Raw genomic sequence first — 25,330 nt, 5'->3', positions numbered from 1 at the left:
TGGTGCATTTCAGCAAGTTCGGAACAGGCCGAGGGGTCGGGCGGTTGCCTTAACCAGGTTCGCCAATCACTTTTTTCAGGAGCCATTCCGATGGGTAATCTGATCATCCTTATTCTATCCGTGCTGATCCCGCCGGTCGGCGTTCTCGCCCGCCACGGCATCGACCGCGATTTCTGGATCAACCTCATTCTCACGCTGATCTTCTTCGTTCCGGGCGTCATCCACGCCGTCTATGTCAATTTCCTGCGCTAGCCCGATCGAAGGAAAGGCCATGAACCGTTACGAGCCGCCCAGGGTCTGGACCGCCGACAAGGAAAATGGCGGGCAATTCGCCGCCATCAACCGCCCGACCGCGGGCGCGCGCGAGGAAAAGGAACTGCCGCGCGGAAAGCATCCGCTGCAGCTGTACAGCCTCGCCACGCCCAATGGGGTCAAGGTCACCGTCATGCTCGAGGAATTGCTCGCGGCGGGGCACGAAGATGCCGAATATGACGCCTGGCCGATCCGCATCACCGAGGGCGAGCAGTTCGGATCGGGCTTCGTCGACATCAATCCCAACAGCAAGATCCCCGCCTTGCTCGACACCCGCCCGAACGGAGGAGGAGAGCCGCTCCGGATCTTCGAAAGCGGGCATATCCTTTTCTATCTCGCCGAGAAGTTCGGAGCCTTCCTTCCCACTGAGCCTGCGGCGCGCACCGAGGTGCTCAACTGGCTGTTCTGGCAGATGGGCGCGGGGCCGTTCCTCGGCGGCGGGTTCGGCCATTTCTATGAATATGCGCCCGAGAAGATCGAATATGCGATCGACCGTTACACGATGGAAGTGAAGCGCCAGCTCGACCTTCTCGACCAGCAGCTCGCCGAGCGCCGCTATGTCGCGGGCGAGAAATATACGATCGCCGACATGGCGATCTGGCCCTGGTACGGGCCGCTTGTGCAGGGCAAGCTCTACCGCGATTCCGCGACCTTCCTTGACGCAGCCAGTTATCGCCACGTCAACCGCTGGGCCGACGAGATCGCGTCCCGCGAAGCCGTCCGCCGAGGCCGCCTCGTCAACCGCACCTGGGGCGACGAGGACAGCCAACTCCCCGAACGCCACGGCGCCAAGGACATCGACGCGATCCTGCGGGATTGAGCGTCAGAGCGCGCCGCGATGACTAATTGTCGTCGCCCATCTTCAGGGCGGCGATGAAGGCCTCCTGCGGGATGCTCACGTTTCCATATTCGCGCATCTTGGCCTTGCCCTTCTTCTGCTTCTCGAGAAGCTTGCGCTTACGCGTGGCGTCGCCGCCGTAGCATTTGGCAGTGACGTCCTTGCGCATCGCGCTGATCGTTTCGCGGGCAATGATCTTGCCGCCGATCGCGGCCTGGATCGGGATCTTAAACAGGTGCCTCGGGATGAGTTCCTTCAGCCGCTCGCACATGCCGCGGCCGCGTTCCTCGGCGGTGCCGCGGTGAACGATCATCGATAGCGCGTCGACCGGCTCCTCGTTGACGAGGATGCTCATCTTCACGAGGTCGCCTTCGCGATAGCCGATCTGTTCATAGTCGAAGCTGGCATAGCCCTTCGAGATCGACTTCAGCCGGTCGTAGAAATCGAACACGACTTCGTTCAAGGGCAGTTCGTACACCACCTGCGCACGGCCGCCGACATAGGTCAGTTCCTTCTGAATGCCGCGCCGGTCCTGGCACAGCTTGAGGATGCCTCCGAGATATTCGTCGGGCGTATAGATCGTCGCCTTGATCCAGGGTTCCTCGATGCTGATGATCCGGTTCACATCGGGCATGTCCGCCGGATTGTGCAGCTCGATCGTCTTGGCGTCCTCATTCTTGGTGTGCGCGAGGTCCATCCGGTAGACGACGCTCGGCGCGGTGGTGATGAGGTCGAGATCATATTCGCGGGTCAGTCGCTCCTGAATGATCTCGAGGTGCAGCAGGCCCAGAAAGCCGCAGCGGAAGCCGAAGCCCAGCGCCGCCGAGGTTTCCATCTCGAAGCTGAAGGACGCATCGTTGAGGCGCAGCTTGTAAAGCGATTCGCGCAATTTCTCGAAATCGGCGGCATCGACGGGGAAGAGGCCGCAGAAGACCACCGGCTGCACTTCCTTGAAGCCCGGCAGCGGCTTTTCGGTGGGATTTTTCACCGTGGTGATCGTGTCGCCGACCGCGGTCTGGCTGACTTCCTTGATCTGCGCGGTGATGAAGCCGATTTCGCCCGGACCCAGCTCGTCGAGTTCGACGCGCTTGGGCGTGAAACAGCCCACCCGGTCGACGAGATGCTGGGTGCCGGCCTGCATGAACTTGATCTGCTGCCCGCGCTTGAGCACGCCGTCCTGCACGCGGACGAGGATGACCACGCCGAGATAGGGATCGTACCAGCTGTCGACCAGCATCGCCTTCAGAGGCTTTTCCCGGTCGCCCGTGGGCGGCGGGATGCGGTCGACGATCGCCTGGAGGATTTCCTCGATCCCGATGCCGGTCTTCGCGCTTGCCTCGACGGCATGTTCGGCATCGAGGCCGATCACTTCCTCGATCTCGAGCTTGACCTTGTCGGGATCGGCGGCGGGCAGGTCGATCTTGTTGATCACGGGCACGATCTCATGATCATGCTCGATCGACTGGTAGACATTGGCGAGGGTCTGCGCCTCGACCCCCTGCGCGGCATCGACGACGAGGAGCGCGCCTTCGCAGGCGGCGAGGCTGCGGCTCACTTCATAGGCGAAGTCGACATGGCCCGGCGTATCCATGAGGTTGAGTTCGTAGGTCTCGCCATCGGCGGCCTGCCAGTTCAACCGGACCGTCTGCGACTTGATGGTGATCCCGCGCTCCTGCTCGATCTCCATATTGTCGAGCACCTGCGCCTTCATCTCGCGCTCGGTAAGGCCGCCCGTCAGCTGAATGAGCCGGTCGGCGAGCGTCGATTTGCCATGGTCGATATGCGCGATTATCGAGAAATTCCGGATGCGCGAGAGGTCAGTCATGAAGCTTCAGTCTGTCGGTGATTTGGCAAGCCGCGCCGCTAGCATCGAAAAGTCGTGCTGTCAGCAACTTAAGGGAACCCGAGGGCGCGGCCAACCGTCTAACCCCCGAACAGGGACAAGGAAGACAAGATGGCAAAGGCGACGCAACTCGAGACCTGGACGCGCATCGGATTTTTCGCGCGCGGGCTGATCTATATCCTGCTGGGCTACATCGCGCTGGAATCGAGCCGCGTGACTTCGACCTCCGACCTGTTCAAGTCGGTCGAGGAATTGCCGGCGGGCAATGCGCTGCTCGGCATCATCGCGGTCGGCGCGGTCGGCTACGGGCTGTGGAAGATCGTCGATGCGGTCAAGAATCTCGAGGGCAAGGACGATGATGCCAAGGGACAGGCGACCCGCGCCTTCTACATCATCGGGGGCTTCGGCTATTTCATCCTCGCCTATCTTGCCGCCAAGACGCTGTTCGGTTCGGGCGGCAGCGGCGGCGGCACCGAGGAAGCCGCGGCGACTGCCAGCCAGACGGCGGGCGACTGGCTCATTCTGCTGGCGGGTGCCGGGGTACTGATCGCCGGGCTGTGGCAGATCAAGAAGGGCGTCACCAAGGAATATATGGACGGGCTGGTGGGCAACACGCCCGAGTTCGTCGAATGGTTCGGGCTGCTCGGCCATCTTGCGCGCGGCATCGTCTTCATCGTGTCGGGCTGGTTCGTGATTCAGGCCGGCATGGGCGCGACCGACCAGGCGCGCGGACTGGCCGGGGCACTCAACAGCCTTCGCGACACCGGCTGGCTGTTCACCGCAATCTGCGTCGGCCTCATCCTCTTCGGGGTCTTCAGCATCATCGAAGCGCGTTACCGCACCATTCCGAACCAGGATCTGCGCCCCGGGCACTAGGTTCCGCCATCCCCCTCCGTTGGTCGAGAGAGGCGGCCCGTTGGTCGATGGGGGTTGCCCCCTTGGCGATGGGCCGTCACTGTTTCGCGCAAAATCCTCGTCCATCGGAGAGCCTCATGTCACGATTTTCGCCACTTTCCCTGCTGCTTGCCGCAACGGCACTCACTGCCGTTCCCGCATCCGCGGCCTTCGCCGCCGAGCAGCAGGCCGCCCAGGCCGCCAGCGACCTCACCAGCCTCGTCGAACAGGTGCGTATCGACCACGAGAGCTTCCAGCTCGACAACGGACTGACGGTGCTGGTCCATGAAGACCGCAAGGCGCCGATCGTGGCGGTGTCGGTCTGGTATAATGTCGGCTCCAAGGACGAGCCCAAGGGCAAGACCGGTTTCGCCCATTTGTTCGAACATCTGATGTTCAACGGCTCGGAGAACCTCCCGGGCGACTATTTCGAATGGACCGAGAAGATCGGTGCCACCAACCTCAACGGCACCACTTGGTATGATCGCACCAACTATTTCCAGAACGTGCCGACGGGCGCGCTCGAGCGCGTGCTGTTCATGGAATCGGATCGCATGGGCTATCTGCTCGGCGCGGTGACGCAGGAAAAGCTCGATAACCAGCGCGGCGTCGTCCAGAACGAGAAGAGGCAGGGAGATAACCGTCCGGGCGGGCTCGTCGGTTATGCCGTGTCGGAAACGCTCTTCCCCGAGGGGCATCCTTATCGCCACAGCACCATCGGTTCGATGGCCGACCTCGATAGCGCGACGCTGGGCGACGTGCAGAACTGGTTCATCGACAAATATGGCCCCAACAACGCCATTCTCGTCCTCGCCGGCGATATCGACGCCGAGACTGCGCGTCCGCTGGTCGAGAAATATTTCGGCGAGATCGGGCGCGGCAAGGTGAACAACCCTGCCCAGGCCGACATCCCGACGCTCGACGAAGCCAAGCGCCTCGTGATGCATGACCGCATTCCGACGCCGCGCGTGCAGAAGCATTGGGTCGTCGGCGGCCTCAACGACGAGGATACCGAAGCACTGGAAATCGCCGCGCGCATCCTCGGCGGGCTCGCTTCCTCTCGTCTCGATGCGGCGATCGTCCGCGGCGATGAAAGCGCGAACAATGCCTATGCTTCCTACACCGCCTTTCACCGGCTCGGCCGTTTCTCGATGGGCGCCGAAGCCAAGGTCGGCACCGAAGTCGATGCCTTGGAAAACAGCCTCAATCGCGTCCTCACCGAATTCGTTGTCAAGGGGCCGACCCAGGCCGAAGTCGATCGCGCAGTGACCGACATGCTGGCGGACCGGATCCGCGGTCTCGAACAGGTCGGAGGCTTCGGCGGCAAGGCCAATGCGATTGCCGAAGGCAAGCTCTATTCGGATGACAGCGACTATTATCGCAAGACGCTCGAAGACTATGCCGAACTGACGCCCGAAATGGTGCGCGCGGCTGCGGCCAAGTGGCTGGCCCGCCCTTCGGTGACGGTCAACCTGATGCCCGGCGAGCGCCCGCCCTACGAGGAAGCCAAGGGCGGCAGCGCCGCTCCGGGCGCCGAGACCCGGGTGTTCGAGCGCACGGTGCGCGAATTGCCCCCGATCGGGGTGACGCAGGCGCTCGATTTCCCCGATGTCGAGCATGTCCGCCTGTCGAACGGCGCGATGCTGCATTATGCGCATCGCGACACGGTGCCGGTGACCCAGATGGTCATCGAGTTCGATGCCGGCAACGCCGCCGACAGCATCGGCAAGAGCGGGCTCGCCGCGATGACCATGGCGCTGCTCGAGGAAGGTGCGGGCGATCTCGACGCGCAGGCGATCGCGGAAACGCGCGAATCGCTCGGCACCGATATCCGCTTCGGCAACAGCATGGATGAAAGCACGGTCGCCATGTCGACGCTGTCGAACAACCTTGGCGCTTCGCTCGACCTGGTCGGGCTGATGCTCAAGGAACCGACCTTTGCCGAAGGCGAGATCAACCGCGTTCGCTCGCAGGCGCTGGCGGGGATCGCCCGCGCCAAGTCGAGCCCCAACGGGCTGCTCGCCATGGCGCTGCCGCGCATCATCTATGGCGAGAACGATCCCTATGGTGCGAGCCCCTATGGCAGCGAGGAAGCGATCAAGGCCTTCAGCCGTGACGATCTCGTCTCCTTCCAGCAGCGCTTCCTCCGCCCCGACAATATGGAAGTTTATGTGGTTTCCGACCTGTCGCTCGAAGAGGTGAAGGCCGCGATCGACGCCGAGTTCGGAACCTGGCAGGCACCCGCCGTGGCGAAAGGCACCAAGCTTTTCCCCGAACGGCCCAAGCGTCCCAGCCAGCAGCAGGTCATCCTTATCGACCGGCCCGATTCGCCGCAGTCGATCGTCGCGGCGGCACAGATCCTGCCCGTCGATCCGTCGGCTGATCTGGTCGATCTCAACGCCGCGAACGAGGCGCTGGGCGGCAGCTTCCTGTCGCGCATCAACATGGACCTGCGCGAATCCAAGGGTTGGTCCTACGGCGTGCGCGGCTCGGTGCGCCGGAGCGACGAGGATGTCGCTTATTACATCACCGCGCCGGTACAGGCCGACCGCACCGCCGACAGCCTCGTCGCTCTCGACGGGCAGGTTCGCGCCTTCCTTGGCGACAAGGGCGTGACCAAGGACGAACTCGAGCGCATCGTGGCAAGCAATGTCGCGGCGCTGCCGGGCCAGTTCGAGACCGCCAGCGCGGTGTTGAGCGGCATGCGCAACAATGTCGAACTCGGCCGTCCCGACGATTATTACGAGACGCTGTCGGAGAAATATCGCGCCCAGACGCAGGAAGGCCTCGACGGGGCGATCCGCGAAGTGCTCGATCCCGAAGGCTGGGTCTGGGTCATCGTGGGCGATGCCCGCGCGGTCCGGCCGCAGCTCGAAGCGGCGGGCATCGAATATGAAATGGCGGGCGACCTCTAGAAAGGCACCCGCCACTTTCCGGCAATCGAATGGGGCGCGTTATCCGAGGCGGGTAACGTGCCCCATCTTGCGTCCGGGCCGCGCTTCGCGCTTGCCGTAGAGGTGTAGATGCGCGCCCTGTTCGCCGAGCAATTGCTCCCAGCGGTCGACGTCGGACCCGATGAGATTGTCCATCGTCACGCGCGGCGCGACCAGCCCGGTATCGCCAAGCGGGGCATCGAGGAGGCAGCGGATATGCTGTTCGAATTGCGAGGTCAGCGCGCCTTCGATCGTCCAATGGCCCGAATTGTGGACGCGCGGCGCGATTTCGTTGACTACCGCGCCTTCGCTCGTGGCGAAGAATTCGACGGCCATCACGCCGATATGTCCCAACGCGCTGGCGAGACGGCATGAGGAGGCCACGGCATCGTCGACCAACGCATCGACGGGATTGCCGGCGGGAACCTCGGACCGGCGCAGGATGCCGCCGTCATGGATGTTGCGCGGCGCATTCCAGACCCGCATCTCGTCATCGGCGCGGCGACCGACGAGGATCGAGAATTCGGCCTGGAAATTGACCGCGGCCTCGGCGATCGCGGGCTCGCGCCCGATCGCGCCCCAGGCTTCCTCGAGATGATCCATCTCGCGCACCCAGGCCTGGCCCTTGCCGTCATAGCCAAGCCGCCGGCTCTTGATCACCATGGGAAAGCCCAGCCGTTCGGCGGCGTCGCGGAGATCCTCGACGCTATCGATGCGGTGCCAGGGCGCGACACGGCAGCCCTGTTCCTCGACGAAGGCCTTTTCATGCGCGCGGTCCTGCGCGATCGCGAGCGATGCGGTGCCAGGGCGCAGCTTGTCGCCCATCGCCGCCAGGGGTTCGACCGGGATATTTTCGAATTCGTAGGTCAGGACGTCGCACTCGGCAGCAAAGGCAGCGAGCGCGTCGCCATTGGCATATTCGGCGCAGACATAGAGCGATGCGACCTCGGCCGCGGGAGGCGCGGGGTCGGGCGCATAGACATGGGTGCGATAGCCCAATTGCGCTGCGGACAGCGCGAGCATGCGGCCCAACTGGCCCCCGCCCACGATCCCGATGGTCGATCCGGGCTTGAGCGTCATTGCGGCTCCTCCGCGATTTTAGCGGTCTGCTGTTCGCGCCAGTCATCGAGGCGCTTCGCCAGCGCATCGTCGCCGGTCGCCAGCATCGCGGCGGCCAGCAGCGCGGCATTGGTCGCACCGGCGCGGCCGATCGCGAGCGTGCCGACGGGGATGCCGGCGGGCATCTGGACGATGGAAAGAAGGCTGTCGAGCCCGGAAAGCGCCTTCGACTGGACCGGAACGCCAAGCACCGGAAGCGGGGTCATCGAGGCCACCATGCCCGGCAGATGGGCCGCTCCTCCTGCCCCTGCGATGATGACGGACAGCCCCCTTTCGCGGGCGCTCTCGGCATAATCGACCAGCCGCCTGGGCGTGCGATGGGCCGACACGATCTTCTTTTCATAGGCGACGCCGAGCGCATCGAGCGTTTCGGCGGCATGACGCATGGTGTCCCAGTCAGACTGGCTCCCCATGATGATCCCCACACGGGCAGTCATTCGCTTGTTTCCCCTTCGCGATTGAAGCCGGGGTGTAGGACAAGCGCCGCCCCTTTCGCAATGCCGGCGAGGATAGCCCCTGCCTTTTGTGCGTTTGTCAGGTAGGAGGTGCAGATGACGAAGGCCGGAAAACCCATGCGGGACCGGGATCTAACCCGGGAAGTCGCGCGGCTGAGGGAAGAAAATCTCGCCCTTCGTCAACGCATCGCCGAGGTCGAGGCAATGGCTCATGAGGACCATCTCCTGTGCATCCCCAACCGGCGCGGGTTGATGCGCGAACTCAACCGTCTGATCTCCCGGTGCCAGCGTTATCGCGAAACCTCGGCGCTGCTGTTCCTCGATCTCGACGGGATGAAGCGCATCAATGACGAGCATGGCCATATCGCGGGCGATGCCGCGCTCACCAAGGTCGCTCATCTCCTCAGCCAGAGGCTGCGTGCCAGCGATGTCCTCGCGCGTTATGGCGGCGACGAATTCTGCGTGCTGCTCGCCCAAGTCGACGAGCAACAGGCGCGCAAGACCGCTGACCGGCTTGCCACGACGGTTGAGCAGGCGGGATTCCGCTACGAGGGCCAGACGGTCCCGATGTCGGTCGCGATCGGGATCGCGCTGATCGACGATAGCGAAACGACGCCCGAGGACATCCTCAGCAAGGCCGACGAGGCGATGTACCGCAAGAAGCGCTAGACGCCCTCGACATAGTCGCGGCTGATTTCGCCCAGATCGTCGTCGAGTTCATAGACGATCGGCTTGCCGGTGGGGATTTCGAGGCCGGTGATTTCATCGTCCGAAATGTTCGACAGATGCTTGACTAGGGCACGCAGGCTGTTGCCATGCGCCGAGATGAGCACCCGCTTGCCCGACTTGAGGGACGGCGCGATCGCTTCGTCGAAATAGGGAAGGACGCGCGCGATCGTGTCCTTGAGGCTTTCGGTCTCGGGGATCTCGATGTCCTGGTAGCGGCGGTCACCTTCCATCCGGTAGGGACTGTCGGCGTCCATCGGGGGCGGCGGGATGTCGAAGCTGCGACGCCAGATATGGACCTGTTCGTCGCCGACCTTGTCGCGCATCTCCTGCTTGTTGAGGCCGGTCAGCCCGCCATAGTGCCGCTCGTTAAGGCGCCAGTGCTTGGTGACGGGAAGCCAGAGGCTGCCCATCTCGTGCAGGGCGAGGTGGAGCGTGCGGATGGCGCGGGTCTGGAGGCTGGTGAAGCAGCAATCGAACTCGTGCCCCGCCGCGGCCAGCGCCCGTCCCGCTCCACGCGCTTCCTCGACCCCCGCATCGGTCAGATCGACATCCCACCAGCCGGTGAAGCGGTTCTCGAGGTTCCACTGCGACTGGCCATGGCGAACGAGGACGAGCGTGGGCATCTTACTTGCGGCCTTCCTTGAGATCGCCCAGCATCGAGTGGAGCGTGTCGAGGCAGGCGTGGGCGAGATATTTGCAGCGCTCGGTAGACCAGCCATAGATCGGGTCGGGCAGGTCGAAATTGTCCTTGAAGGGCATTTCGAGCGTCATCGACACCGCACCATAGCGCTCGGCGAGCTGGGTGGTGGACATCGACAGATTGGCTTCTCCGGGACCGGCGACGGCATAGCCTTTCTCGGTCTGGAAATCGGGCGATGCCTGTTCGAGCCGCTTGGCGAAGCGATTGAACAATTCGGTCTGGCGATCGGTAATCGAGGGAATGCCTTCGAACCCCGCAAGGAAATTGGCGGGGATCGCTTCGTCGCCATGCACGTCCATCGCAAAATCGACGCCCGTTTCGTCCATGCGGTTGCGCACCAGCAGCACTTCGGGGCTCTTTTCCGCGGTGGGATTGTCCCATTCACGATTGAGGTTCGTTCCAACCGCGTTGGTGCGAAGATGGCCACGGTGCGAACCATCGGGGTTCATGTTGGGAACGATGTGGAAGCGGCATTCCTTGAGCAGGACACGCGAGACGGGATCATCGGGATCGGTGAGCTTGTCGAGCGCGCCTTCCATCCACCATTCTGCCATGCTTTCGCCCGGATGCTGACGGGCATAGAGCCAGACGTTGAGATCGCCTTCGCCCATGCTGAGCAGGTCCATGTCCTGCCCGTCGAGCGTCTTGCCGAGCGATTCGTAGGAAACGCCCGGCAGCGCCGCCACGGTGGTGACGAGGTCGAGATGGCGATCCATCGAATAGGGAACGAAATAGGCGAGGAAGATGCTGTCGGTCTCGGGCACGAGACGCATGGTCAGCACGCCATCTTCATAGCTGGTCGCTTCGACGCGGGTCCATTCGTCGCGATCGATCGACATCAGCGCCTTATAGTCGGGCCAACCTTCGGGATAGGCGGCATCGCCGGCATTGGTGATCCGCAAGGTGAGGTCGCGGCCTTTCGCGCCGGTCACGCGGAAATGGAACCATTGATAGAAATCGGACTGGAAATCCTTCTCGATTTCGAGGTCGATCTCGTCGCCCCGGATCTCGACGAGCTTGATGTTGCCGCTGTCAAACGCACTGGAAATGGAGATGCCCATGGTCGCCTTTCGATCTTCTGGTTCGGGATGCCTGATAGAGAGAGTGGAGCGGGCGCGCAAACCCCTGTCGAACATGGCGATGTATTTGTCGAAAGGGGTCGCACGGGTCTTTGCCTCCCGCTATGTTCGCGCCGCCCACCAGTCGAAGGATTTCCCGATGCGTTTGCTTTTCGCCGCCGCGGCTCTCGTTCTTGCCGCGTCCCCGCTCCATGCCGAAGACAGCGCGATGCGCGCCAGCGCGAACGAAGTGCGCGCTCATGTCGAATTCCTCGCCGATGACCTGCTCGAAGGGCGGGGCAACGGGCAGCGCGGCTATGACGTGGCCGCTCTTTATACCGCGAGCCATTTTCGCTCGCTCGGGCTCGAGCCTGCTGGCGACAATGGCAGCTGGTTCCAGGACATCACCTTCCGCCGGGCTTCGCTGAGCGGACAGCAGGTCCGCCATGGCGGGCGCGAGGTGAAGGGGGTGCGGCTGCTTCCCTCGGTCCTCGAGGAACGGGTCGAACTGACCGCGCCGCTCGTCTTCGTGGGCTATGGCCTCGAGGCCGGACCTTTCGGTCATGACGCCTATGCGGGGGTCGATGTCCGCGGCAAGATCGTCGTTGCCTTCAACGAACAGCCCGATCTTCCCAAGGGAACCAACAGCGATATTTCGGCGCACCTCGGCTCCAGCCGCGTCGAAAGCGCCGCGCGCCATGGGGCGGTGGGCCTCATCGTCATCGGCAGCGACCGCTACGTGCGCTTTCATTCGCGCCGCGAAGTGACCGGTTGGGTCGATGCCAAGGGCCGCTCGAACGATCTGCCCGGCGATCTCAAGGCGCGCATGGTCGCGACCGACGATGCGGCGCGCAACCTGTTCGCGGGGAGCGGGCAGGATTTCGCCCAGCTGCGGGCCGCGGCCAAATCGGGCAAGCGCCTTCCGAGCTTCGCGCTGGCCGGAACGATGAGCGTGCAAGGCAGCTCGACCTGGGAGGAATTCACCGCGGCCAACGTGGTGGCGCGGCTACCCGGCACCGACCCCGCGCTGGCCCATGAACATGTCGTGATGTCGGGGCATCTCGATCATCTTGGCATCGACGAAAGCCGCGGCGGCGACAATATCTTCAACGGCGCGCTCGACAATGCCTCGGGCATCGCCACCATGCTCGAAGCCGCACGGCTCTTTGCCCAAAAGCCCGAGGATGCGCGCCGTTCGGTGCTGTTCATCGCGCTTGCCGCGGAGGAGCTGGGGCTGCAGGGCGCATCCTATTATGTCGCCAATCCCACCGTCCCGCTGGATAGTATCGCGGCGGTGGTCAATCTCGACATGCCGGTTCCGCTTTACGACTTCAATGACGTGGTCGCCTTCGGCGCGGCGCATAATAGCGTTGCCGAAACGGTCGCGGCGGCGGGGGCCGAGATCGGCATCAGCGTATCGAAGGACCCGATGCCCGAGCAGGCGATCTTCACCCGTTCGGACCATTACCGCTTCGCGCAGGCAGGCATCCCCTCCATCCTGCTTTTCACCGGCTACGGAAGCGGCGGCGAGGAGCAATGGTCGGCTTTCTTCAAGGAGCGCTACCACCGTGCGGGCGATGACCTGACCCAGCCGATCAACTGGACCGCGCTCGCCCGCTATGCCGAACTCAATTATCGCATCGCCCGTCGCCTGGCGCGCGAGACGCACCGGCCGTACTGGTATGAAGGCAATTTCTTCGGCGATCTGTTCGATCCGAAAGGCACTCGCCGGACGGTAAAGCCTTGACTCTGGCAGGCGCCGACCCTAGGTGAGCGCCCGGATTTGGGATCAAACCCCCGACATTCTTAGATTTTAACCCGAGGCAGGTGTTCCGGCCATGAAAGTTCGTAATTCTCTGAAATCGCTCAAGTCGCGCCACCGCGATTGCCGGGTCATCCGTCGTCGTGGTCGCACCTATGTGATCAACAAGACCAACCGTCGCTTCAAGGCGCGCCAGGGCTAAGCTGCCCTCCGCCGAAGTGCCGTTTGGCCAAGAAACAGCCGCCTTTCGGGGCGGCTGTTTTCTTATGCGCGGAGATGCGCTTCGAGCGCCCCGAAACTTTCCGTGATGCGGCGGGTGTTCCACGGGCGGGTGAACCGCCAGACCTCGATCGCATTGGCCAATTGCATGGCCTCGAGAAACAGGGCGCGCGGATCGGCGCGCACGTCCTGCCCGACCTCGAAGCGATAGAGACTGGCAAGCAGGGCATCGGCGACGTCGTTGTCATTCGAAGCCCAAGACTCGCGGTGCAGGGAAAGCTTATCGCACGTTACGAGCCGGCAGCGGCGACGCCTTCGTCATTGGTGAAGAATCAAGACTATGCCCGGTCAGCAGCGTGATTGAAGCCGCCCGACCGCTTCATGGCGGGTTCATCGGCGAATCGCTATCACCTCGGGCATGATGACGCGAATTGCATTTGCCCTTCTGGCGGCCGGAATGGCTGCGCTGGCTTTCTCGCCGGCGGCGCAATCCTATGCGCAGGCGCAGAAGACGCCTGAAAAGTGGGATTATGAGATTGTCGACGGCAAGCGCGTGCCCAAGGCCAAGCGCCAGGTGAATCCCGACGGCAGCTGGCGCGAGGAAAAGCGCGACGGCAAATGCGTCGAAATCAAGGAAATGTCCGCGCAGGGTGAGCTCAAGATCACCCGCAAGTGTGACGACTGATCAGTTTTCGGACGGCGCGTCGGCCAGATAGACGCCCGTCGCGGCCTTGGTGACTTCGCAGCCCGGCAGGCCCTGTTCGACCACATCGCTGCATAGCCGTACCTGCGCGGTTTCGTCGGGACCGACGTAAACCGCCCATTCGCGCTGGTCCTCGCAAGTCGCGGCCCATTGGTCGAGATTCTTATATTTGCCGACAAAACCCGAGCCATCGACCCGCTGACAGCGGAAGCCCGCGCCGGTGATTGCCCGGCGCATCGCGATGTCGCGATTCAGGTCGCTCAATTCGAACAATTGGTTCTGCTGATCGCTCCGCACCTCGATTGCGGGCGCTTCGTTGGTGGGCGTTTCGGTTTCGCCGCACGCTGCCAGCAGTCCGATCATCGGCAGGATGTAGAGTGCTTTCACGGTCCGTTCCTCCATCAATCAGTCGCGCCGCCAAACGGGGCTCTTGCCGGGTCAATGCTTGGCCCCGGCCAATCGTTTCCTAGTCCTCGACAATGCAGACCCTTGCCGCTGCCTGAAGCGCTCTTTCACGGGCCTCCTCGATCGTCGAACCGGTCGCCAGCGCGACCCCCATGCGCCGTCCGGGCCTCGTTTCGGGCTTGGCGAACAGCCGGATCTCGACGGGCGCGCCGCTTTTGCCGAGGGCAAGCGCCTCTGCGACCCCTTCGAAACCGAAAGCGCCGCTCTCGCCGCTGGCGAGGATGACCGCGCTGGCCGATGCCTGGTGGACAAGGTCGATGGCGGGGATGGGAAGGCCGAGGATCGCGCGCAGGTGCAGTTCGAATTCGTTGGGATGCTGCCCGATCAGCGTGACCATCCCGGTGTCATGCGGACGCGGGCTGAGTTCGGAAAAGATCGCCCGGTCGCCCGCGATGAAGAATTCCACCCCGAACAGCCCCTCGCCGCCCAGTTCGCGAACGATCTTCGCGGCCTGCTCTTGCGCTGAAGCGAGGACCGCATCGGAAAGACGCGCGGGCTGCCAGCTGGTGCGATAATCGCCACCTTCCTGCTCATGGCCGATCGGCGGACAGAAGAGCACGTCGTCGCGGGTCGCGACGGTCAGAAGCGTGATCTCGCTGTCGAAGGCGATGAACTCCTCGACGATCACGCGCGGGCGGTCGCCGCGCATGTTGGCGACGGCATAGTCCCAGGCGCGGCCCAGTTCGACGGCGTCACGCGCTACGCTTTGCCCCTTGCCCGATGAGGACATCACCGGTTTCACCACGCAGGGAAAGCCGCAATGCCCGGCTGCCCCAACCGCTTCCTCGCGGCTTTCGGCAAAACGATATTTGCTGGTTTCGAGCCCCAGCCGTTCGGCGGCCAGTTCACGGATGCCGTCGCGGTTCATCGTCAGCTGCGCCGCCCGGGCGGTGGGGACCACGCGCCAGCCTTCCTTTTCGAGCGCGATGAGCTCACCCGTGTCGATCGCCTCGATCTCGGGGACGATGGCATCGGGGCGATGCTTCTCGACCGCGGCGCGCAAGGCCTTGCCGTCAAGCATCGAGAAGACCTCGCTGTCGTCGGCGAGCTGCATCGCGGGAGCATCGGGATAACGGTCGCAGGCAATGACGCGGCAACCCAGCCGCTTGGCGGCAATGGCGAATTCGCGGCCCAGTTCGCCCGAACCGAGCAGCATCAGCGTGGCAATATGCATGGCGCTCTCCCTAACCGCTTGCGCTTCGCGCGCAAAGCGCCATGCTGCGGCTCCTGAATCCAGTGGGGGAGAAGATGATGTCCTTTTTCGTGTTGATGGCCGCCGCCCTGTTGCATTCCGGCTATGAGTCCGAGCGCGAGAAGATGTCACCCGGTGAGGCCATCGAACTGGCCCAGCCCGAGGACTGGATCACCATTCCCGCCGAGGACTTGCTGCTAGTCGATCTTGAAGGCGGCAAGCGGATCGCCTTCCAGCTCGCTCCGCAATGGGCGCCCGTCCATGTCGCCAACATCCGCCGCTTCGCCGACAGCGGCTATTGGGAAGGTGCGAGCGTCTATCGCGTACAGGACAATTATGTCGCCCAGTTCGGTCTTCTCGAAAGCGACCGTCCCAACCCCGACGGCGTGATCGACAATCCCCCGCCCGAATATGTCCGCAGCGCCGAAGGGCTCGATCTCACGCTGCTCGGCTCACCCGATCCCTATGCGATGGTCGCCGGATTTTCGGACGGCTGGCCGGTGGCGATTTACGAGGATGGCACCGCGAGCCTTACCCATTGCTATGGAACGCTCGGTGCGGGGCGCGATCTCAGCCCGAACACGGGCTCGGGCGCCGAACTTTATGCCATCATCGGCCATGCGCCGCGCCACCTCGACCGCAATATCGCGATCGTCGGGCGGGCGGTCGATGGCATCGAACATCTCTCTAGCCTGCCGCGCGGTTCGGGGCCGCTCGGTTTTCTCGTCGAGGAAAAAGGCGAAAAGGCCAGCCTGATCGTCTCGATCCGCCTGGCCTCGTCACTCCCTGAAGACGAGCGTCCGTCCTACCAATATCTCAGCGAGGACAGCGCCGCCTTCGCGCGCTATCTCGATGTGCGGTCGAACCGCTACGATGATTTCTATGATGTTCCTGCGGGCGGCGTCGCCCTGTGCAACGTGCAGGTCCCGGTGCGTCCTTCAACGGACGACTGACCGGTTCAGGCAGCGAATGCGGGGCGGGCGTTGCGGTTGCGATGCTCGATCACCGGCGGACCGGCATGCAGCGTCAGGCTGGCATCGGCCAGCGGCAGGGCTGTCGAACAGAAAGCGCATTCGGCCGAAAAGCGGCCGACCAGCCATTGCGTCCGGCCACAACCGGGGCAGTGGTTCACTTCCTCCTCGCGATAGATGGCATGATAGCCCCGGCCAGCGGGATCATGCTTCATATGCAGGTCGCCAAGTGATGGTACGTGCTTCATAACCGCTATCCTTTCGTCCACAATTAACGAACAATAAAGGATAGGGTTTCACGCGATCCAATTTGGGACGTTGGAAAATCAGCGGTTTAGCGTGCCCGAAGCGCCTCGGCGGGCCGCGCGGCAAGCGCCGGCCACGCCGCGAGGAGCGCCGCCACGATCGCCAGCAGGATCGCTCCGGCGGGGATCGCAAGAATGCTTTCCCATTGCGGAGCGAAGGCGATTTCGAACCAGTAGGCGCACAGGAGCCAAGCCGCCAGCAGCCCCGCTCCCGCGGCACCCAGCGCCGACAGCGCCGCGAGGATCGAGAATTCGACGAGCTGGGTGCCGATCAATTGACGCCGCTGCCCGCCGACCAGTCGCAACAGCACGATATCGCGGGCCCGCTGGGCGCGCGTCGCCACCACCGACCCCGCCAGCACGATCACGCCCATCGCGATGGCGAGCGCGATGGCAATGCGCACCGCCGCGTCAAGGCTAAGGAGGATGGCACGGAATTCGCTCACGATATCGGCGACCTTGATCGCGCTGACTTGCGGAAAGGCCTCGACCACTTCGCGCTCGAAGGCGACCAGGTCGGTACCGGGCGGCGCGCTCACCGTGCTCATCAGCGTATAGGGCGCATCGTCGAGGCTCCCGGGCGAGAAGATGAGCGCGAAGTTGAAGCCATAGCTTCGCCAGTCGATCTCGCGGAAGCTCGCGATTTCAGCGGTCAATGGGCGCCCAAGGATCGACACGGTCATCGTGTCGCCAATGGCGAGATCCAGCGCCTCGGCGGCATCGGCATCGATGCTGAGGAGCGGCGGACCGTCATAGTCGCGGGACCACCATTGGCCCCTGGTGATGCGGTTGCTGGCGGGCAATTCGGAAAGGAAGGTCAGACCCCGGTCTCCCCTGAGGATCCAGGCGCCGTCGGGGATTTCCTCCATCTCCGCCACGGCCTGCCCTTTCACCGCGGTCACCGCGCCGCGCAGCGAGGGAACGATCGCCACGCCCGCACCGGGCAGCACCCGGTCGACCAGCGCGCGATAGTCGGCTTCGCTTTCGCGCGGCAGGTCGATGAGAAAATAGTCGGGAGCGGTCTCGGCGATATTCTCGTCGATCTGGTTGAGAAGGCTCTGCCCTGTCGCGGCAATCAGCAGCAGCAAGCTGAGCCCCAGCCCGAGCGCGACGGTAAGGCGGACGGTGGCATTGCCGGGCCGGTCGAGCGCAGCGACGCCGAGCCGCTGCACCGGTCCGCCGCGATGGCGCAGACGCCGGGCAAGCAGCCGGATCGCCCAGCCCATCGCGCCGAAGATCAGGGCAAGCAGGAACAGCCCGCCGATCGCCAGCGCCGCCAGTTCGCGGTTGGACGAAGCGAACAGTGCCACTCCGATCGCGGCGGCTCCGGCGATCAGCGGAACGAGCCAACGCCGCTCGCCCGCCCCATCCTCGACGCTGCCGCGAAGCAGCGCCGCGGGACGCACGTCGAGCGCGCCCGCCAGCGGCGACCAGGCCGCGGCGACCGTGACGAGAATGCCCGTGATGGCTGCCAGCGAGAGCGCATCGAGGTGCGGGCCCGGATGCGGCGCGATGGGCAGCCGTTCGCCGATGATCGATCCGACGATCGGCGGCGCCAAGGCCCCGAGGGCAAGGCCGACAAGAAGGGCGGCAACGACGACGATGCCCAGTTCGATCGACAGCATCGCGCCGATCGCGCGCCGCGTTCCCCCGACCAACTTGAGCTGCGCGACGGTGCGCCGCCGGGTCGCGGCGAAGGCGCTGGCCGCGCTGGCGATGCCGAGCGAGCCGATGCCGAGCGCCGACAGGGCGACCAGCAGCAGGAGATCGCCGGTGCGCGATACGAAGCGCTGGGTTCCGCCGGCCGCGCCGTCGCGGGTGGTGAAGTCCCAGCCCGCATCCTCGAAGCGTTCGGTGAACCTCTGGCCAACCGCTTCGGGATCGGCCTCGGCGGCAAGGAGGATGCGATATTCATGTTCGACGATACTGCCGGGCCGCACCAGCCGCGAGGCCGCCAGCCCATCCGGGTCGATCAGAACGGGCGGCGCGAAGAAGAACCCCCCACCATTGGCCATGTCGAGGATGAGCGCGGAAATGGTGAATTCGCCAAGCCCCAGCTTTACCCTGTCGCCGACCTCGAGCGAGAGGCGCGCGGCAAGGTCGCGGTCGACCGCGATCTCCTGGCCGCGCGGCCGGCGTCCATCCAGTTCGAGCGTTCCCGCGAGCGGATAGGCCTCGTCCACGCCCTTCAACTCGACGAGGCTGGTGCCTTTCTTGCCCGCATTGAGCATCGCGCGGGTTTCGATCACATGGGTCACCGGCCCCAGGGCGCGGATCGCGGCAAGCTCGTCGGGCCCCGCTTCGCGCGCGGCGATCGACAGTTCGAGATCGCCGCCGAGCAGCGCGCGGGCATTATCCTCGATCGCGCGGTCCATCGCCGAGACGAGGCTCAGCACCGCGGCCAGCCCAGCCACCGCGAGAGTGAGGCACAGCCATAAGAGGCCCAGCCCGCCAAGGCCGCCCCGCAAGTCGCATTTGGCCAGCTTCCAGACGGTCATGCGGCGTCCAGCATCCCGTCGCGCATCCGGATGATCCGCCCCGCGCGTTCGGCCAGCGCGGGGTCATGGGTAATGACGATAAAGCCTGCACCCGCATCGCTTGCGCGGGAGAAGAGGAGATCGATGATCGCGGCCCCGGTGGCTCCGTCGAGATTTCCCGTCGGCTCGTCGGCGAGCAGCAGACGGGGTCGGGGCGCGGTCGCGCGGGCGATCGCCACGCGCTGCTGTTCGCCGCCCGAAAGCTGCGAGGGATAATGGCCCAGCCGGTCGGCAAGCCCGACACGCGCAAGCTCCTTGCTTGCCCGTTCCTCGGCATCACTGGCACCGGCCAATTCCATCGGCACCCGCACATTTTCGAGCGCAGTCATCGTCGGCAGGAGCTGGAAATTCTGGAGGATGATCCCGATGTCGCGCCCGCGCAGCCGTGCCAGCGCATCCTCGTCGAGCGTCCCCATGTCGCGGCCCAGCAAACGCGCTTCGCCCGCGCTGGCCTGTTCGAGACCGCTCATCACCGCCATCAGCGAGGATTTGCCCGAACCCGAGGGGCCGAGGATCGCGAGGCTTTCATCCGCTCCGACGGTCAGGTCGATGCCCTTGAGGATCTCGGTCCGCGCCGCGCCCTTGCCCAGCGTGAGCCGGATATCCTTCAATTCCACCAAGTCCATCGATCATCCTTCTCATGCACGGCCTCGCCGCATCGAACCTTGCCAGATTTGCCGCGAATGGCCAGCTTGGCTCTCATGACACGCCTGATCATCGCTGCGCTTCTTGGCTTCCTTCTTTCGACGGACATGGCCCTTGCGTCCGACGAAAGACCCCGCATCCTCGCCTTTGGTGACAGCCTGACGGCAGGCTACAACCTGCCCGAAGGTCTGGGCTATGCACCCCAGCTCGAGGATGCGCTTCGGCGGCGGGGAATTGCCGCCAGCGTGGTGGACGGAGGTGTTTCGGGCGATACCAGCAGCGCGGGACGAGCGCGGCTCGGCTGGACGCTGGACGGGCTCGACGAACAGCCCGACCTCCTTGTCATCGCGCTGGGCGGGAACGATGTGTTGCGGGCAATCGACCCTGCGGTCACAGAGGAAAATCTGTCGGCGATGATCGAGACCGCGAAGGAACGCGGTATCGCGGTGCTGCTGATCGGCATGCGCGCGCCGCCCAATTACGATCCCCATTATGTCCGCCATTTCGATGCCATCTATCCCGCGCTGGCCAAGCGTTATGGCGTGCCGCTCTACCCCTTCTTCCTCGACGGGGTGATCGGCGAGCCGGGCCGGATGCAGGCCGACGGACTGCATCCCACGTTCGAGGGCGTGAAGCAGATGGTGACGAGAACCGCCGATCGGGTGATCGACGCGCTTTAAGAGAGCTTAGGCGGTCAGCGCGCTGACTTCGACGGGTTCGGCGAATTCGGCGCCCAGCTTGGTCCCGGCGATCCATTTGACCACCGCGCTGGCGCGGTCGCGACCGGGCAGAATGAGCCAGATGCGCGTCCCCACCTCGAAATCGCCGAGCGGCGCTTCGGCCATGAATCCCTGTTCCGAGATGTTGAGAATGCGGGCCTCGAAGCCCTCTTCGCCCATTTCCCGGACTTGGCCTTCAAGATCGACCGGCTGGCGCGCCACGCGGCGACGCTCGCTTCCCAGATCAACTTCGGCCAGACGCGCCTTGATCATCGAATGTTCTATCTCCGCGCCGGCTGTCCAGTCAGTCGGCGAAGTTCACACCTATGCGCCCGTCGCGTACCCAGCGAACGACCGCGGTGACCTCCCCCATGTCGAGGAGCTGGAGCGTCACCTGTTCGCCAATATGGGGCATGCCGGGATAAATCACCATAGCCCCGTTGTCAGAAATATTAATTAAACGAACGACGTGGCTTTCACCACGCAGTCCCATCACGGCGGTTTGCGAGCCAGCGTCGTGGCGGCTTTCGAGCCGCTCGTCGAACATGCGCTTGACCGTTCGCGGGATCATGCTCCCGTCCAGGATCTGCTTGTGGTTCATTGTCCCCAACCCCCTACGCACTAGTTACGCGTTTCCTTTTAACAACAGTTGCTTAAAGAAGTGTGTCCAGCCTTTTGCAGGCCATTCAGCCTGTGTAAGGATTGCCGGGACTAATCTTTCCTACCACTTCAGAAATGTCAGGGAAAAACACGTGTCAAAGCGCCAGATTATCGGGAAATTGTCGGCAACCATCATGCTTCTCTCTGCCAGTACCGCCATGGCGCTGCCGCAGGAAGCCGATCGGGCGGTCGAGGCCGAAAAGGCGCAGGACGCTCCCGACGCGCATGTCGCTCCGCACGGCGTTCCCGGAAAACAGGTGCTGACGGTCGATGAACAGATCGCCCAGGGCGATCCGCTCGCTCCCGAGGAAGCCAAGGTGCCGGTCTGGCAGCTTGCCGATGTCGAGGCGCTGCTTTCCTATATCGACGGAGTGGGTGCCGAGGGGCTCGCGCCCGCCGACTATGACCCCGAGGGCCTGCGCGCCGCGATGCGTTCGGGCGACCCGGCCACCATCTCGGCGGCGGCGACCGAACGGTTCAATCTTCTTTCCTCTGACCTCGCGCTTGGCCATGCCCGCGGCGAGGACCGGGTCGACTGGCATATCGTCGACAAGGATCTGAGCAAGGACCGCCAGGCGGCGCTGCTCGAATGGGCGCTCTACCATGGCAGGCTCAAGGAAACGCTCGACGAGCTTCTCCCCACCCATCCGCAATATGCCGCGCTCAAGACCGCGCTCGTCAAGGCCGACAAGAAGGACAAGAAGGCGGTGGGCAAGATCCGCCTAAACCTCGATCGGTGGCGCTGGCTGCCGCGCGACCTTGGCGATCGCTACATCATCTCCAACATCCCCGCTTACACCGCGGCGCTGATCGAGAACGGGCAGACCATCTCGCGTCACCGTGCGGTCGCAGGCGCGAAGAAAACCCCCACGCCCCAGCTGATGGCCAAGGCCCAGGGCGTGATCTTCAATCCCTGGTGGGAAGTCCCGCCGTCGATCGCTCCCGAGGTGGCGGGCAAGCCCGGCTATGTCGCGGTGCGCCGCGATGACGGCTCGATCCAGCGTTGGCGTCAGCCGCCGGGTCCGCGCAACTCCCTCGGCCGGGTGAAGTTCGTGATGTATAATCCGCACCTCATCTACCTGCACGACACCAATGCGCGGAATCTCTTCAATGCCGAGGCGCGGGCGCGCAGCCATGGCTGCATCCGCACCGAGAACATCCTCAAGCTGGCGACCACGCTCCTGGGCATGGATGGAGGCGAATGGGATACGCAGAAGACCGTCGACACGCTCAACAGCGGCGAGACGGTGCAAGCCAATTTCGTCAATCCGGTGCCGGTCTATATCGTCTATTTCTCGGTTGCGGCGACCACCGACGGAAAGCTCATCCAGTATGATGACATCTACGACCGCGACGCGCCGGTGATCGCTGCGCTCCGCGATGCGGGCCCCGTGAAGGGCGCATCGCAGTCAGCCGAAGCAGGAAAGGACGGGGTGCCGACCGCCTGAAGCGGTCAGGCCAGCTTGTCCGCGTAGATCAGCCGGCCTTCGCCGAGCCGGCTCATCACGTGCCAATGATCGCGACGTGAAAAGGCGAAACAGCCTTCCGAGCGCCCGAGCTTGCCGTGCTGGCTGATCATCTCGGGTTCGGCATACCAGGCATGGTGCATCACGATCGCCCGGTTGAAGGCATTGTTGTTCGACCAGTCGAGACCGTGCAGCTTGGCGGACAGGCCATATTTGCCATGATAGCGGCTCGCGGTGAGATAGGCGCCGCTCGAGGTCGCGAGCGAGCCGGGCTGGTTCGAGAAATGGTCGAGATAGCCATTATGGTTGCGGTCAGACCCGCGGCCATGGGTCACCGGCACGCTTTCGACATGGCCCGAAGGCAGGTGCACGAGGTGGAAGCGCGCTTCGTCCGAGCGCAGCCCATAGTCGGCAATGCCGATCCATTCGCGGTCGGCAACATAGGTCGAATGGCGATCGAGCGCTTCCTTGGCCTTGGCGAACAGTTCGGGATTGATTCCGCCGGGCGCACGCGGCGCGGGTGCCAGCGGATCCACGCCGGGGCGCGGCGTGGTCCGGAAGACGAAGGACGGATTGGCAGGCTGCGATGATAGCGCGGAGGACGATGCTGCCAAGCCGATGGCCCCCGTCAGTCCGCGTGTCAGCAATGTCCGCCTGTTCAACATTCTATTCGTCCCTCCCACTGGAATTAATGCTTATCATTCCGTTAGTTAATTAGAGATGGACGAAATGGCGGTTCGTCGCGCCAAGCCCACTGTCTGTCGCGCTGCAACATCGACGCGGCAAACTTGCCATGTCGGCGCGGCGCTGCTAAGGGGCCGCCCTCGTGGAGGACCATTGGTCCCTTTCGCTAAAGTGATTCTCTCGCTGGCCGTCCGGTTGGACGGTTTGGCGACCGGCCTGAATTGGGGTCGACCGAAAAGGAGTTGGTGTTTTTTATGCAGATCATCGTTCGCGACAATAATGTCGACCAGGCGCTGCGCGCGCTCAAGAAGAAGCTGCAGCGTGAAGGCGTCTATCGCGAAATGAAGCTGCGTCGCCACTATGAAAAGCCGTCGGAAAAGCGTGCGCGCGAACGTGCCGCCGCAATCCGCCGCGCCCGCAAGCTCGAGCGCAAGCGCATCGAACGCGAAGGCGGCCGTTAAGGCACCCTTCTCTTTCCGAAGGGAAAGTCCATGTCGGCCAGCCAGGTTCCTCTCCGCCCGATCAAACGCGGGTCGGTCGCCAAGCTGTGGCTGGCGATCGCTGCGCTAGTCATCGCGGCGCTTGCCATCGCCTGGGCAGGGGCGGCTCCCCTCAAGGGCGTGACGACCGAGAACGGTGTCATGGTGCGCACGCTCGAAGCGGGTGAAGGCGAGCTGATCACCGACCAGGACGGTGCCTTCGTTTCCTATGAGGGCCGGCTCGAGGATGGCGAGGTCTTCGACAGCTCGAACGGCCAGCCGGTGCCGATGCTGGTGCAGGGCGTGGTTCCGGGCTTTGCCGAAGCGCTCCAGCAGATGCGCGAAGGCGGAAGCTACGAAATCCGCATTCCCTCCGAACTGGCCTATGGCGACAGCCCCCCGCCGGGCAGCATCATCAAGCCCGGCGACGATCTCTATTTCTCGGTCGAAATCGCCCAGGTCGTTCGCGACGCGGCGCAGCTGGTCGGCCCGCCGCCGACCGCGCCCAACGCGCCTCAGGGCGAAGACGCTCCGGCCGAAGAGACCCCCGCCAACTAATCTTCGGGCGGGGGCGGAGCCGGCTCCGCTTCTTCCTTGCGCTTGCTGATTTCCTCCAGCGTGGTCTTGATCGCCGCGACGATGGGATCGGCAAGCAGCAGCCCCAGAAAACCGAACAGCGTCCCCATCAGCAATTGCGCCGCCAGCACCAGCGCAGGAGCGAGATCGACGGTCTTCTTCGCAATCAGCGGAATGATCACGTAACCATCGAAATTCTGCACGAAGAAATAGACGAAGATCGCCCAGAGGCCGGGCTCGGTCCCTGCCGAGAAGCCGACCGCGACCATCAGGATGCCCGAGATGATCGCGCCGATGTTGGGTATGAAGGCGAGAAGGCCCGTGAGCAGGCCGAGCACCGCGGCAAGCGGAACGGGCGCAATCCCGAACCAGGTCCCGACGTGGGCCAGCATCACATAAGTGAAGATACCCTCGATCACCATGCCGAGGATGCGCCCCGCGAGCAGTCGGCGCAGCGCAAAGCCTACCCGGTCGCTGATCTCGAAGAACTTCTCGCGGTGCGCCATCGGCACCATCCAGGCGACGCCGCGGTCGTAGATCTTGGGTTCGATCGCGATGAAGATGCCAATCACGAAAATGAGGATGGCGGCGGTGAGCGCGCCGATCGCGGTGCCCAGTACGCTGGTCACACGACCGATCGAAGCGAACAATTGCCCCGAGATGGCCGACAGGTTGGCGTCGGGGAAAAGACCGTTGGCGCTCAGCCAGTCGAGCAGGCGGTCTGCCTGCGCGGTCACCGTGTCACGCAACAAAGCGAACTGGTTGACCAGCTGGGTGCCCGAATACCAGATCGTCCAGCCGATGAACAAGAGAGCGGCGAGGATCACCAGCGCGAGCCGCCAGCCGCGCCCGATCGGCAGCCAGCGGCCGAGAAGCCGCGTCCCCCCGTCGAGCAGCACGGCGAAGACCATTCCCCCGATGATGAGCAGGAGCGGCGCGGCCAGCACCACGACAAGTGCGGCCAGCAGGACCATCCCGATCCAGATGCCCGCGCGCTGCACCTCGAATCTCAGCCGGGGGTCGCTGATCTCGGTCGGACCGGGCTCATAATCGTGACTGGCCATCA

At 64.0% G+C, this 25,330-nt stretch carries 28 protein-coding genes; 14 read left to right on the top strand and 14 right to left on the bottom strand.

Annotation, left to right across the window (positions count from 1 at the left end; translation table 11 throughout):
• Window positions 1-90 precede the first annotated feature (90 nt).
• Both FHS50_RS10405 and yghU read left to right on the top strand, forming a co-directional pair.
• Window positions 91-252, top strand: coding sequence for a YqaE/Pmp3 family membrane protein (locus FHS50_RS10405; protein ID WP_183934359.1), 162 nt, complete (start codon window positions 91-93; stop codon window positions 250-252).
• A gap of 19 nt (window positions 253-271) precedes the next feature.
• Window positions 272-1,132 carry a glutathione-dependent disulfide-bond oxidoreductase gene (gene yghU / locus FHS50_RS10400; RefSeq protein WP_183934358.1) on the top strand — a complete coding sequence of 287 codons (861 nt, stop codon included), beginning with the start codon at window positions 272-274 and terminating at the stop codon, window positions 1,130-1,132.
• 22 nt (window positions 1,133-1,154) lie between these two features.
• On the opposite strand, the gene lepA is transcribed toward yghU, so the two are convergent.
• Window positions 1,155-2,975: a translation elongation factor 4 gene (gene lepA / locus FHS50_RS10395; protein ID WP_183934357.1), complete on the bottom strand. Its 1,821-nt coding sequence runs from the start codon at window positions 2,973-2,975 to the stop codon at window positions 1,155-1,157.
• 129 nt (window positions 2,976-3,104) lie between these two features.
• Between lepA and FHS50_RS10390 the strand changes: the two genes are divergently transcribed.
• Both FHS50_RS10390 and FHS50_RS10385 read left to right on the top strand, forming a co-directional pair.
• Complete coding sequence (locus FHS50_RS10390) at window positions 3,105-3,869, top strand: DUF1206 domain-containing protein (RefSeq protein WP_183934356.1); 765 nt, start codon at window positions 3,105-3,107, stop codon at window positions 3,867-3,869.
• A 116-nt stretch (window positions 3,870-3,985) separates the two neighbouring features.
• Window positions 3,986-6,802, top strand: coding sequence for a M16 family metallopeptidase (locus tag FHS50_RS10385; RefSeq protein WP_183934355.1), 2,817 nt, complete (start codon window positions 3,986-3,988; stop codon window positions 6,800-6,802).
• A gap of 39 nt (window positions 6,803-6,841) precedes the next feature.
• Here FHS50_RS10385 and FHS50_RS10380 read toward each other — a convergent pair whose 3' ends face one another.
• Window positions 6,842-7,900: a 5-(carboxyamino)imidazole ribonucleotide synthase gene (locus FHS50_RS10380; RefSeq protein WP_183934354.1), complete on the bottom strand. Its 1,059-nt coding sequence runs from the start codon at window positions 7,898-7,900 to the stop codon at window positions 6,842-6,844.
• Window positions 7,897-8,376 carry a 5-(carboxyamino)imidazole ribonucleotide mutase gene (purE, locus tag FHS50_RS10375; protein WP_183934353.1) on the bottom strand — a complete coding sequence of 160 codons (480 nt, stop codon included), beginning with the start codon at window positions 8,374-8,376 and terminating at the stop codon, window positions 7,897-7,899. The genes FHS50_RS10380 and purE overlap by 4 nt, the downstream gene beginning before the upstream one ends.
• A 135-nt stretch (window positions 8,377-8,511) precedes the next feature.
• On the opposite strand from purE, the gene FHS50_RS10370 reads away from it, so the two are divergent.
• Window positions 8,512-9,063, top strand: a complete 552-nt coding sequence (locus FHS50_RS10370) for a GGDEF domain-containing protein (RefSeq protein WP_183934352.1) — start codon at window positions 8,512-8,514, stop codon at window positions 9,061-9,063.
• Here FHS50_RS10370 and gpmA read toward each other — a convergent pair.
• Window positions 9,060-9,746, bottom strand: coding sequence for a 2,3-diphosphoglycerate-dependent phosphoglycerate mutase (gene gpmA, locus FHS50_RS10365; RefSeq protein WP_183934351.1), 687 nt, complete (start codon window positions 9,744-9,746; stop codon window positions 9,060-9,062). The genes FHS50_RS10370 and gpmA overlap by 4 nt on opposite strands.
• Window position 9,747: 1 nt before the next feature.
• Window positions 9,748-10,884: a M14 family metallopeptidase gene (locus FHS50_RS10360; protein ID WP_183934350.1), complete on the bottom strand. Its 1,137-nt coding sequence runs from the start codon at window positions 10,882-10,884 to the stop codon at window positions 9,748-9,750.
• 157 nt (window positions 10,885-11,041) lie between these two features.
• On the opposite strand from FHS50_RS10360, the gene FHS50_RS10355 reads away from it, so the two are divergent.
• The 4 genes from FHS50_RS10355 to FHS50_RS10340 all read left to right on the top strand — a co-directional run bounded on the left by FHS50_RS10355 (window position 11,042) and on the right by FHS50_RS10340 (window position 13,547).
• Window positions 11,042-12,628: a M20/M25/M40 family metallo-hydrolase gene (locus tag FHS50_RS10355; RefSeq protein WP_183934349.1), complete on the top strand. Its 1,587-nt coding sequence runs from the start codon at window positions 11,042-11,044 to the stop codon at window positions 12,626-12,628.
• A 91-nt stretch (window positions 12,629-12,719) separates the two neighbouring features.
• A complete protein-coding gene (ykgO, locus tag FHS50_RS10350; protein ID WP_183934348.1) occupies window positions 12,720-12,845 on the top strand; it encodes a type B 50S ribosomal protein L36 in 126 nt (41 codons plus the stop codon).
• A 74-nt stretch (window positions 12,846-12,919) separates the two neighbouring features.
• On the top strand, window positions 12,920-13,222 hold the full coding sequence (locus tag FHS50_RS10345; RefSeq protein WP_183934347.1) for an LbetaH domain-containing protein: 303 nt from the start codon (window positions 12,920-12,922) through the stop codon (window positions 13,220-13,222).
• A 58-nt stretch (window positions 13,223-13,280) separates the two neighbouring features.
• Window positions 13,281-13,547, top strand: coding sequence for a hypothetical protein (locus FHS50_RS10340; RefSeq protein ID WP_183934346.1), 267 nt, complete (start codon window positions 13,281-13,283; stop codon window positions 13,545-13,547).
• On the opposite strand, the gene FHS50_RS10335 is transcribed toward FHS50_RS10340, so the two are convergent.
• Together FHS50_RS10335 and purT are read right to left on the bottom strand one after the other, a co-directional pair.
• Window positions 13,548-13,952, bottom strand: coding sequence for a hypothetical protein (locus FHS50_RS10335; RefSeq protein ID WP_183934345.1), 405 nt, complete (start codon window positions 13,950-13,952; stop codon window positions 13,548-13,550).
• A gap of 79 nt (window positions 13,953-14,031) precedes the next feature.
• Window positions 14,032-15,204 (bottom strand): formate-dependent phosphoribosylglycinamide formyltransferase, encoded by a 1,173-nt coding sequence (gene purT / locus FHS50_RS10330; RefSeq protein ID WP_183934344.1) that lies wholly within the window; start codon window positions 15,202-15,204, stop codon window positions 14,032-14,034.
• A 74-nt stretch (window positions 15,205-15,278) separates the two neighbouring features.
• Between purT and FHS50_RS10325 the strand changes: the two genes are divergently transcribed.
• Window positions 15,279-16,175: a peptidylprolyl isomerase gene (locus FHS50_RS10325; RefSeq protein ID WP_183934343.1), complete on the top strand. Its 897-nt coding sequence runs from the start codon at window positions 15,279-15,281 to the stop codon at window positions 16,173-16,175.
• Between the two features lie 5 nt (window positions 16,176-16,180).
• On the opposite strand, the gene FHS50_RS10320 is transcribed toward FHS50_RS10325, so the two are convergent.
• From FHS50_RS10320 to FHS50_RS10310, 3 genes are all read right to left on the bottom strand, one after another.
• Window positions 16,181-16,441: a hypothetical protein gene (locus tag FHS50_RS10320; protein ID WP_183934342.1), complete on the bottom strand. Its 261-nt coding sequence runs from the start codon at window positions 16,439-16,441 to the stop codon at window positions 16,181-16,183.
• 86 nt (window positions 16,442-16,527) lie between these two features.
• The gene (locus FHS50_RS10315; RefSeq protein WP_183934341.1) at window positions 16,528-18,996 is read right to left on the bottom strand and encodes an ABC transporter permease; all 2,469 of its coding nucleotides are present in this window, start codon (window positions 18,994-18,996) and stop codon (window positions 16,528-16,530) included.
• Window positions 18,993-19,661: an ABC transporter ATP-binding protein gene (locus FHS50_RS10310; RefSeq protein ID WP_183934340.1), complete on the bottom strand. Its 669-nt coding sequence runs from the start codon at window positions 19,659-19,661 to the stop codon at window positions 18,993-18,995. The genes FHS50_RS10315 and FHS50_RS10310 overlap by 4 nt, the downstream gene beginning before the upstream one ends.
• A 75-nt stretch (window positions 19,662-19,736) precedes the next feature.
• Between FHS50_RS10310 and FHS50_RS10305 the strand changes: the two genes are divergently transcribed.
• A complete protein-coding gene (locus FHS50_RS10305) occupies window positions 19,737-20,360 on the top strand; it encodes an arylesterase (RefSeq protein WP_183934339.1) in 624 nt (207 codons plus the stop codon).
• Between the two features lie 6 nt (window positions 20,361-20,366).
• Here FHS50_RS10305 and FHS50_RS10300 read toward each other — a convergent pair whose 3' ends face one another.
• Both FHS50_RS10300 and FHS50_RS10295 read right to left on the bottom strand, forming a co-directional pair.
• Entirely contained in the window at window positions 20,367-20,672 is a 306-nt protein-coding gene (locus FHS50_RS10300; protein ID WP_183934338.1) for a PilZ domain-containing protein, read from the bottom strand.
• Window positions 20,673-20,703: 31 nt separating this feature from the next.
• Window positions 20,704-21,000 (bottom strand): PilZ domain-containing protein, encoded by a 297-nt coding sequence (locus tag FHS50_RS10295; RefSeq protein ID WP_183934337.1) that lies wholly within the window; start codon window positions 20,998-21,000, stop codon window positions 20,704-20,706.
• A 151-nt stretch (window positions 21,001-21,151) separates the two neighbouring features.
• Between FHS50_RS10295 and FHS50_RS10290 the strand changes: the two genes are divergently transcribed.
• The gene (locus tag FHS50_RS10290; protein WP_183934336.1) at window positions 21,152-22,507 is read left to right on the top strand and encodes a L,D-transpeptidase family protein; all 1,356 of its coding nucleotides are present in this window, start codon (window positions 21,152-21,154) and stop codon (window positions 22,505-22,507) included.
• A 5-nt stretch (window positions 22,508-22,512) separates the two neighbouring features.
• On the opposite strand, the gene FHS50_RS10285 is transcribed toward FHS50_RS10290, so the two are convergent.
• Window positions 22,513-23,190: a murein L,D-transpeptidase catalytic domain family protein gene (locus FHS50_RS10285; protein ID WP_183934335.1), complete on the bottom strand. Its 678-nt coding sequence runs from the start codon at window positions 23,188-23,190 to the stop codon at window positions 22,513-22,515.
• Window positions 23,191-23,463: 273 nt separating this feature from the next.
• Between FHS50_RS10285 and rpsU the strand changes: the two genes are divergently transcribed.
• Together rpsU and FHS50_RS10275 are read left to right on the top strand one after the other, a co-directional pair.
• Window positions 23,464-23,670 (top strand): 30S ribosomal protein S21, encoded by a 207-nt coding sequence (gene rpsU, locus FHS50_RS10280; RefSeq protein ID WP_183934334.1) that lies wholly within the window; start codon window positions 23,464-23,466, stop codon window positions 23,668-23,670.
• Window positions 23,671-23,700: 30 nt separating this feature from the next.
• Window positions 23,701-24,246: an FKBP-type peptidyl-prolyl cis-trans isomerase gene (locus FHS50_RS10275; RefSeq protein ID WP_183934333.1), complete on the top strand. Its 546-nt coding sequence runs from the start codon at window positions 23,701-23,703 to the stop codon at window positions 24,244-24,246.
• Here FHS50_RS10275 and FHS50_RS10270 read toward each other — a convergent pair.
• Window positions 24,243-25,328, bottom strand: a complete 1,086-nt coding sequence (locus FHS50_RS10270) for an AI-2E family transporter (protein WP_183934332.1) — start codon at window positions 25,326-25,328, stop codon at window positions 24,243-24,245. The two genes, FHS50_RS10275 and FHS50_RS10270, sit on opposite strands and share 4 nt — an antisense overlap.
• Window positions 25,329-25,330: the final 2 nt, after the last annotated feature.

It is taken from the genome of Sphingomicrobium lutaoense, assembly GCF_014195685.1.
In the GTDB taxonomy this organism is placed as follows: domain Bacteria; phylum Pseudomonadota; class Alphaproteobacteria; order Sphingomonadales; family Sphingomonadaceae; genus Sphingomicrobium; species Sphingomicrobium lutaoense.
This window is presented reverse-complemented; position numbering and strand designations above follow the sequence as displayed.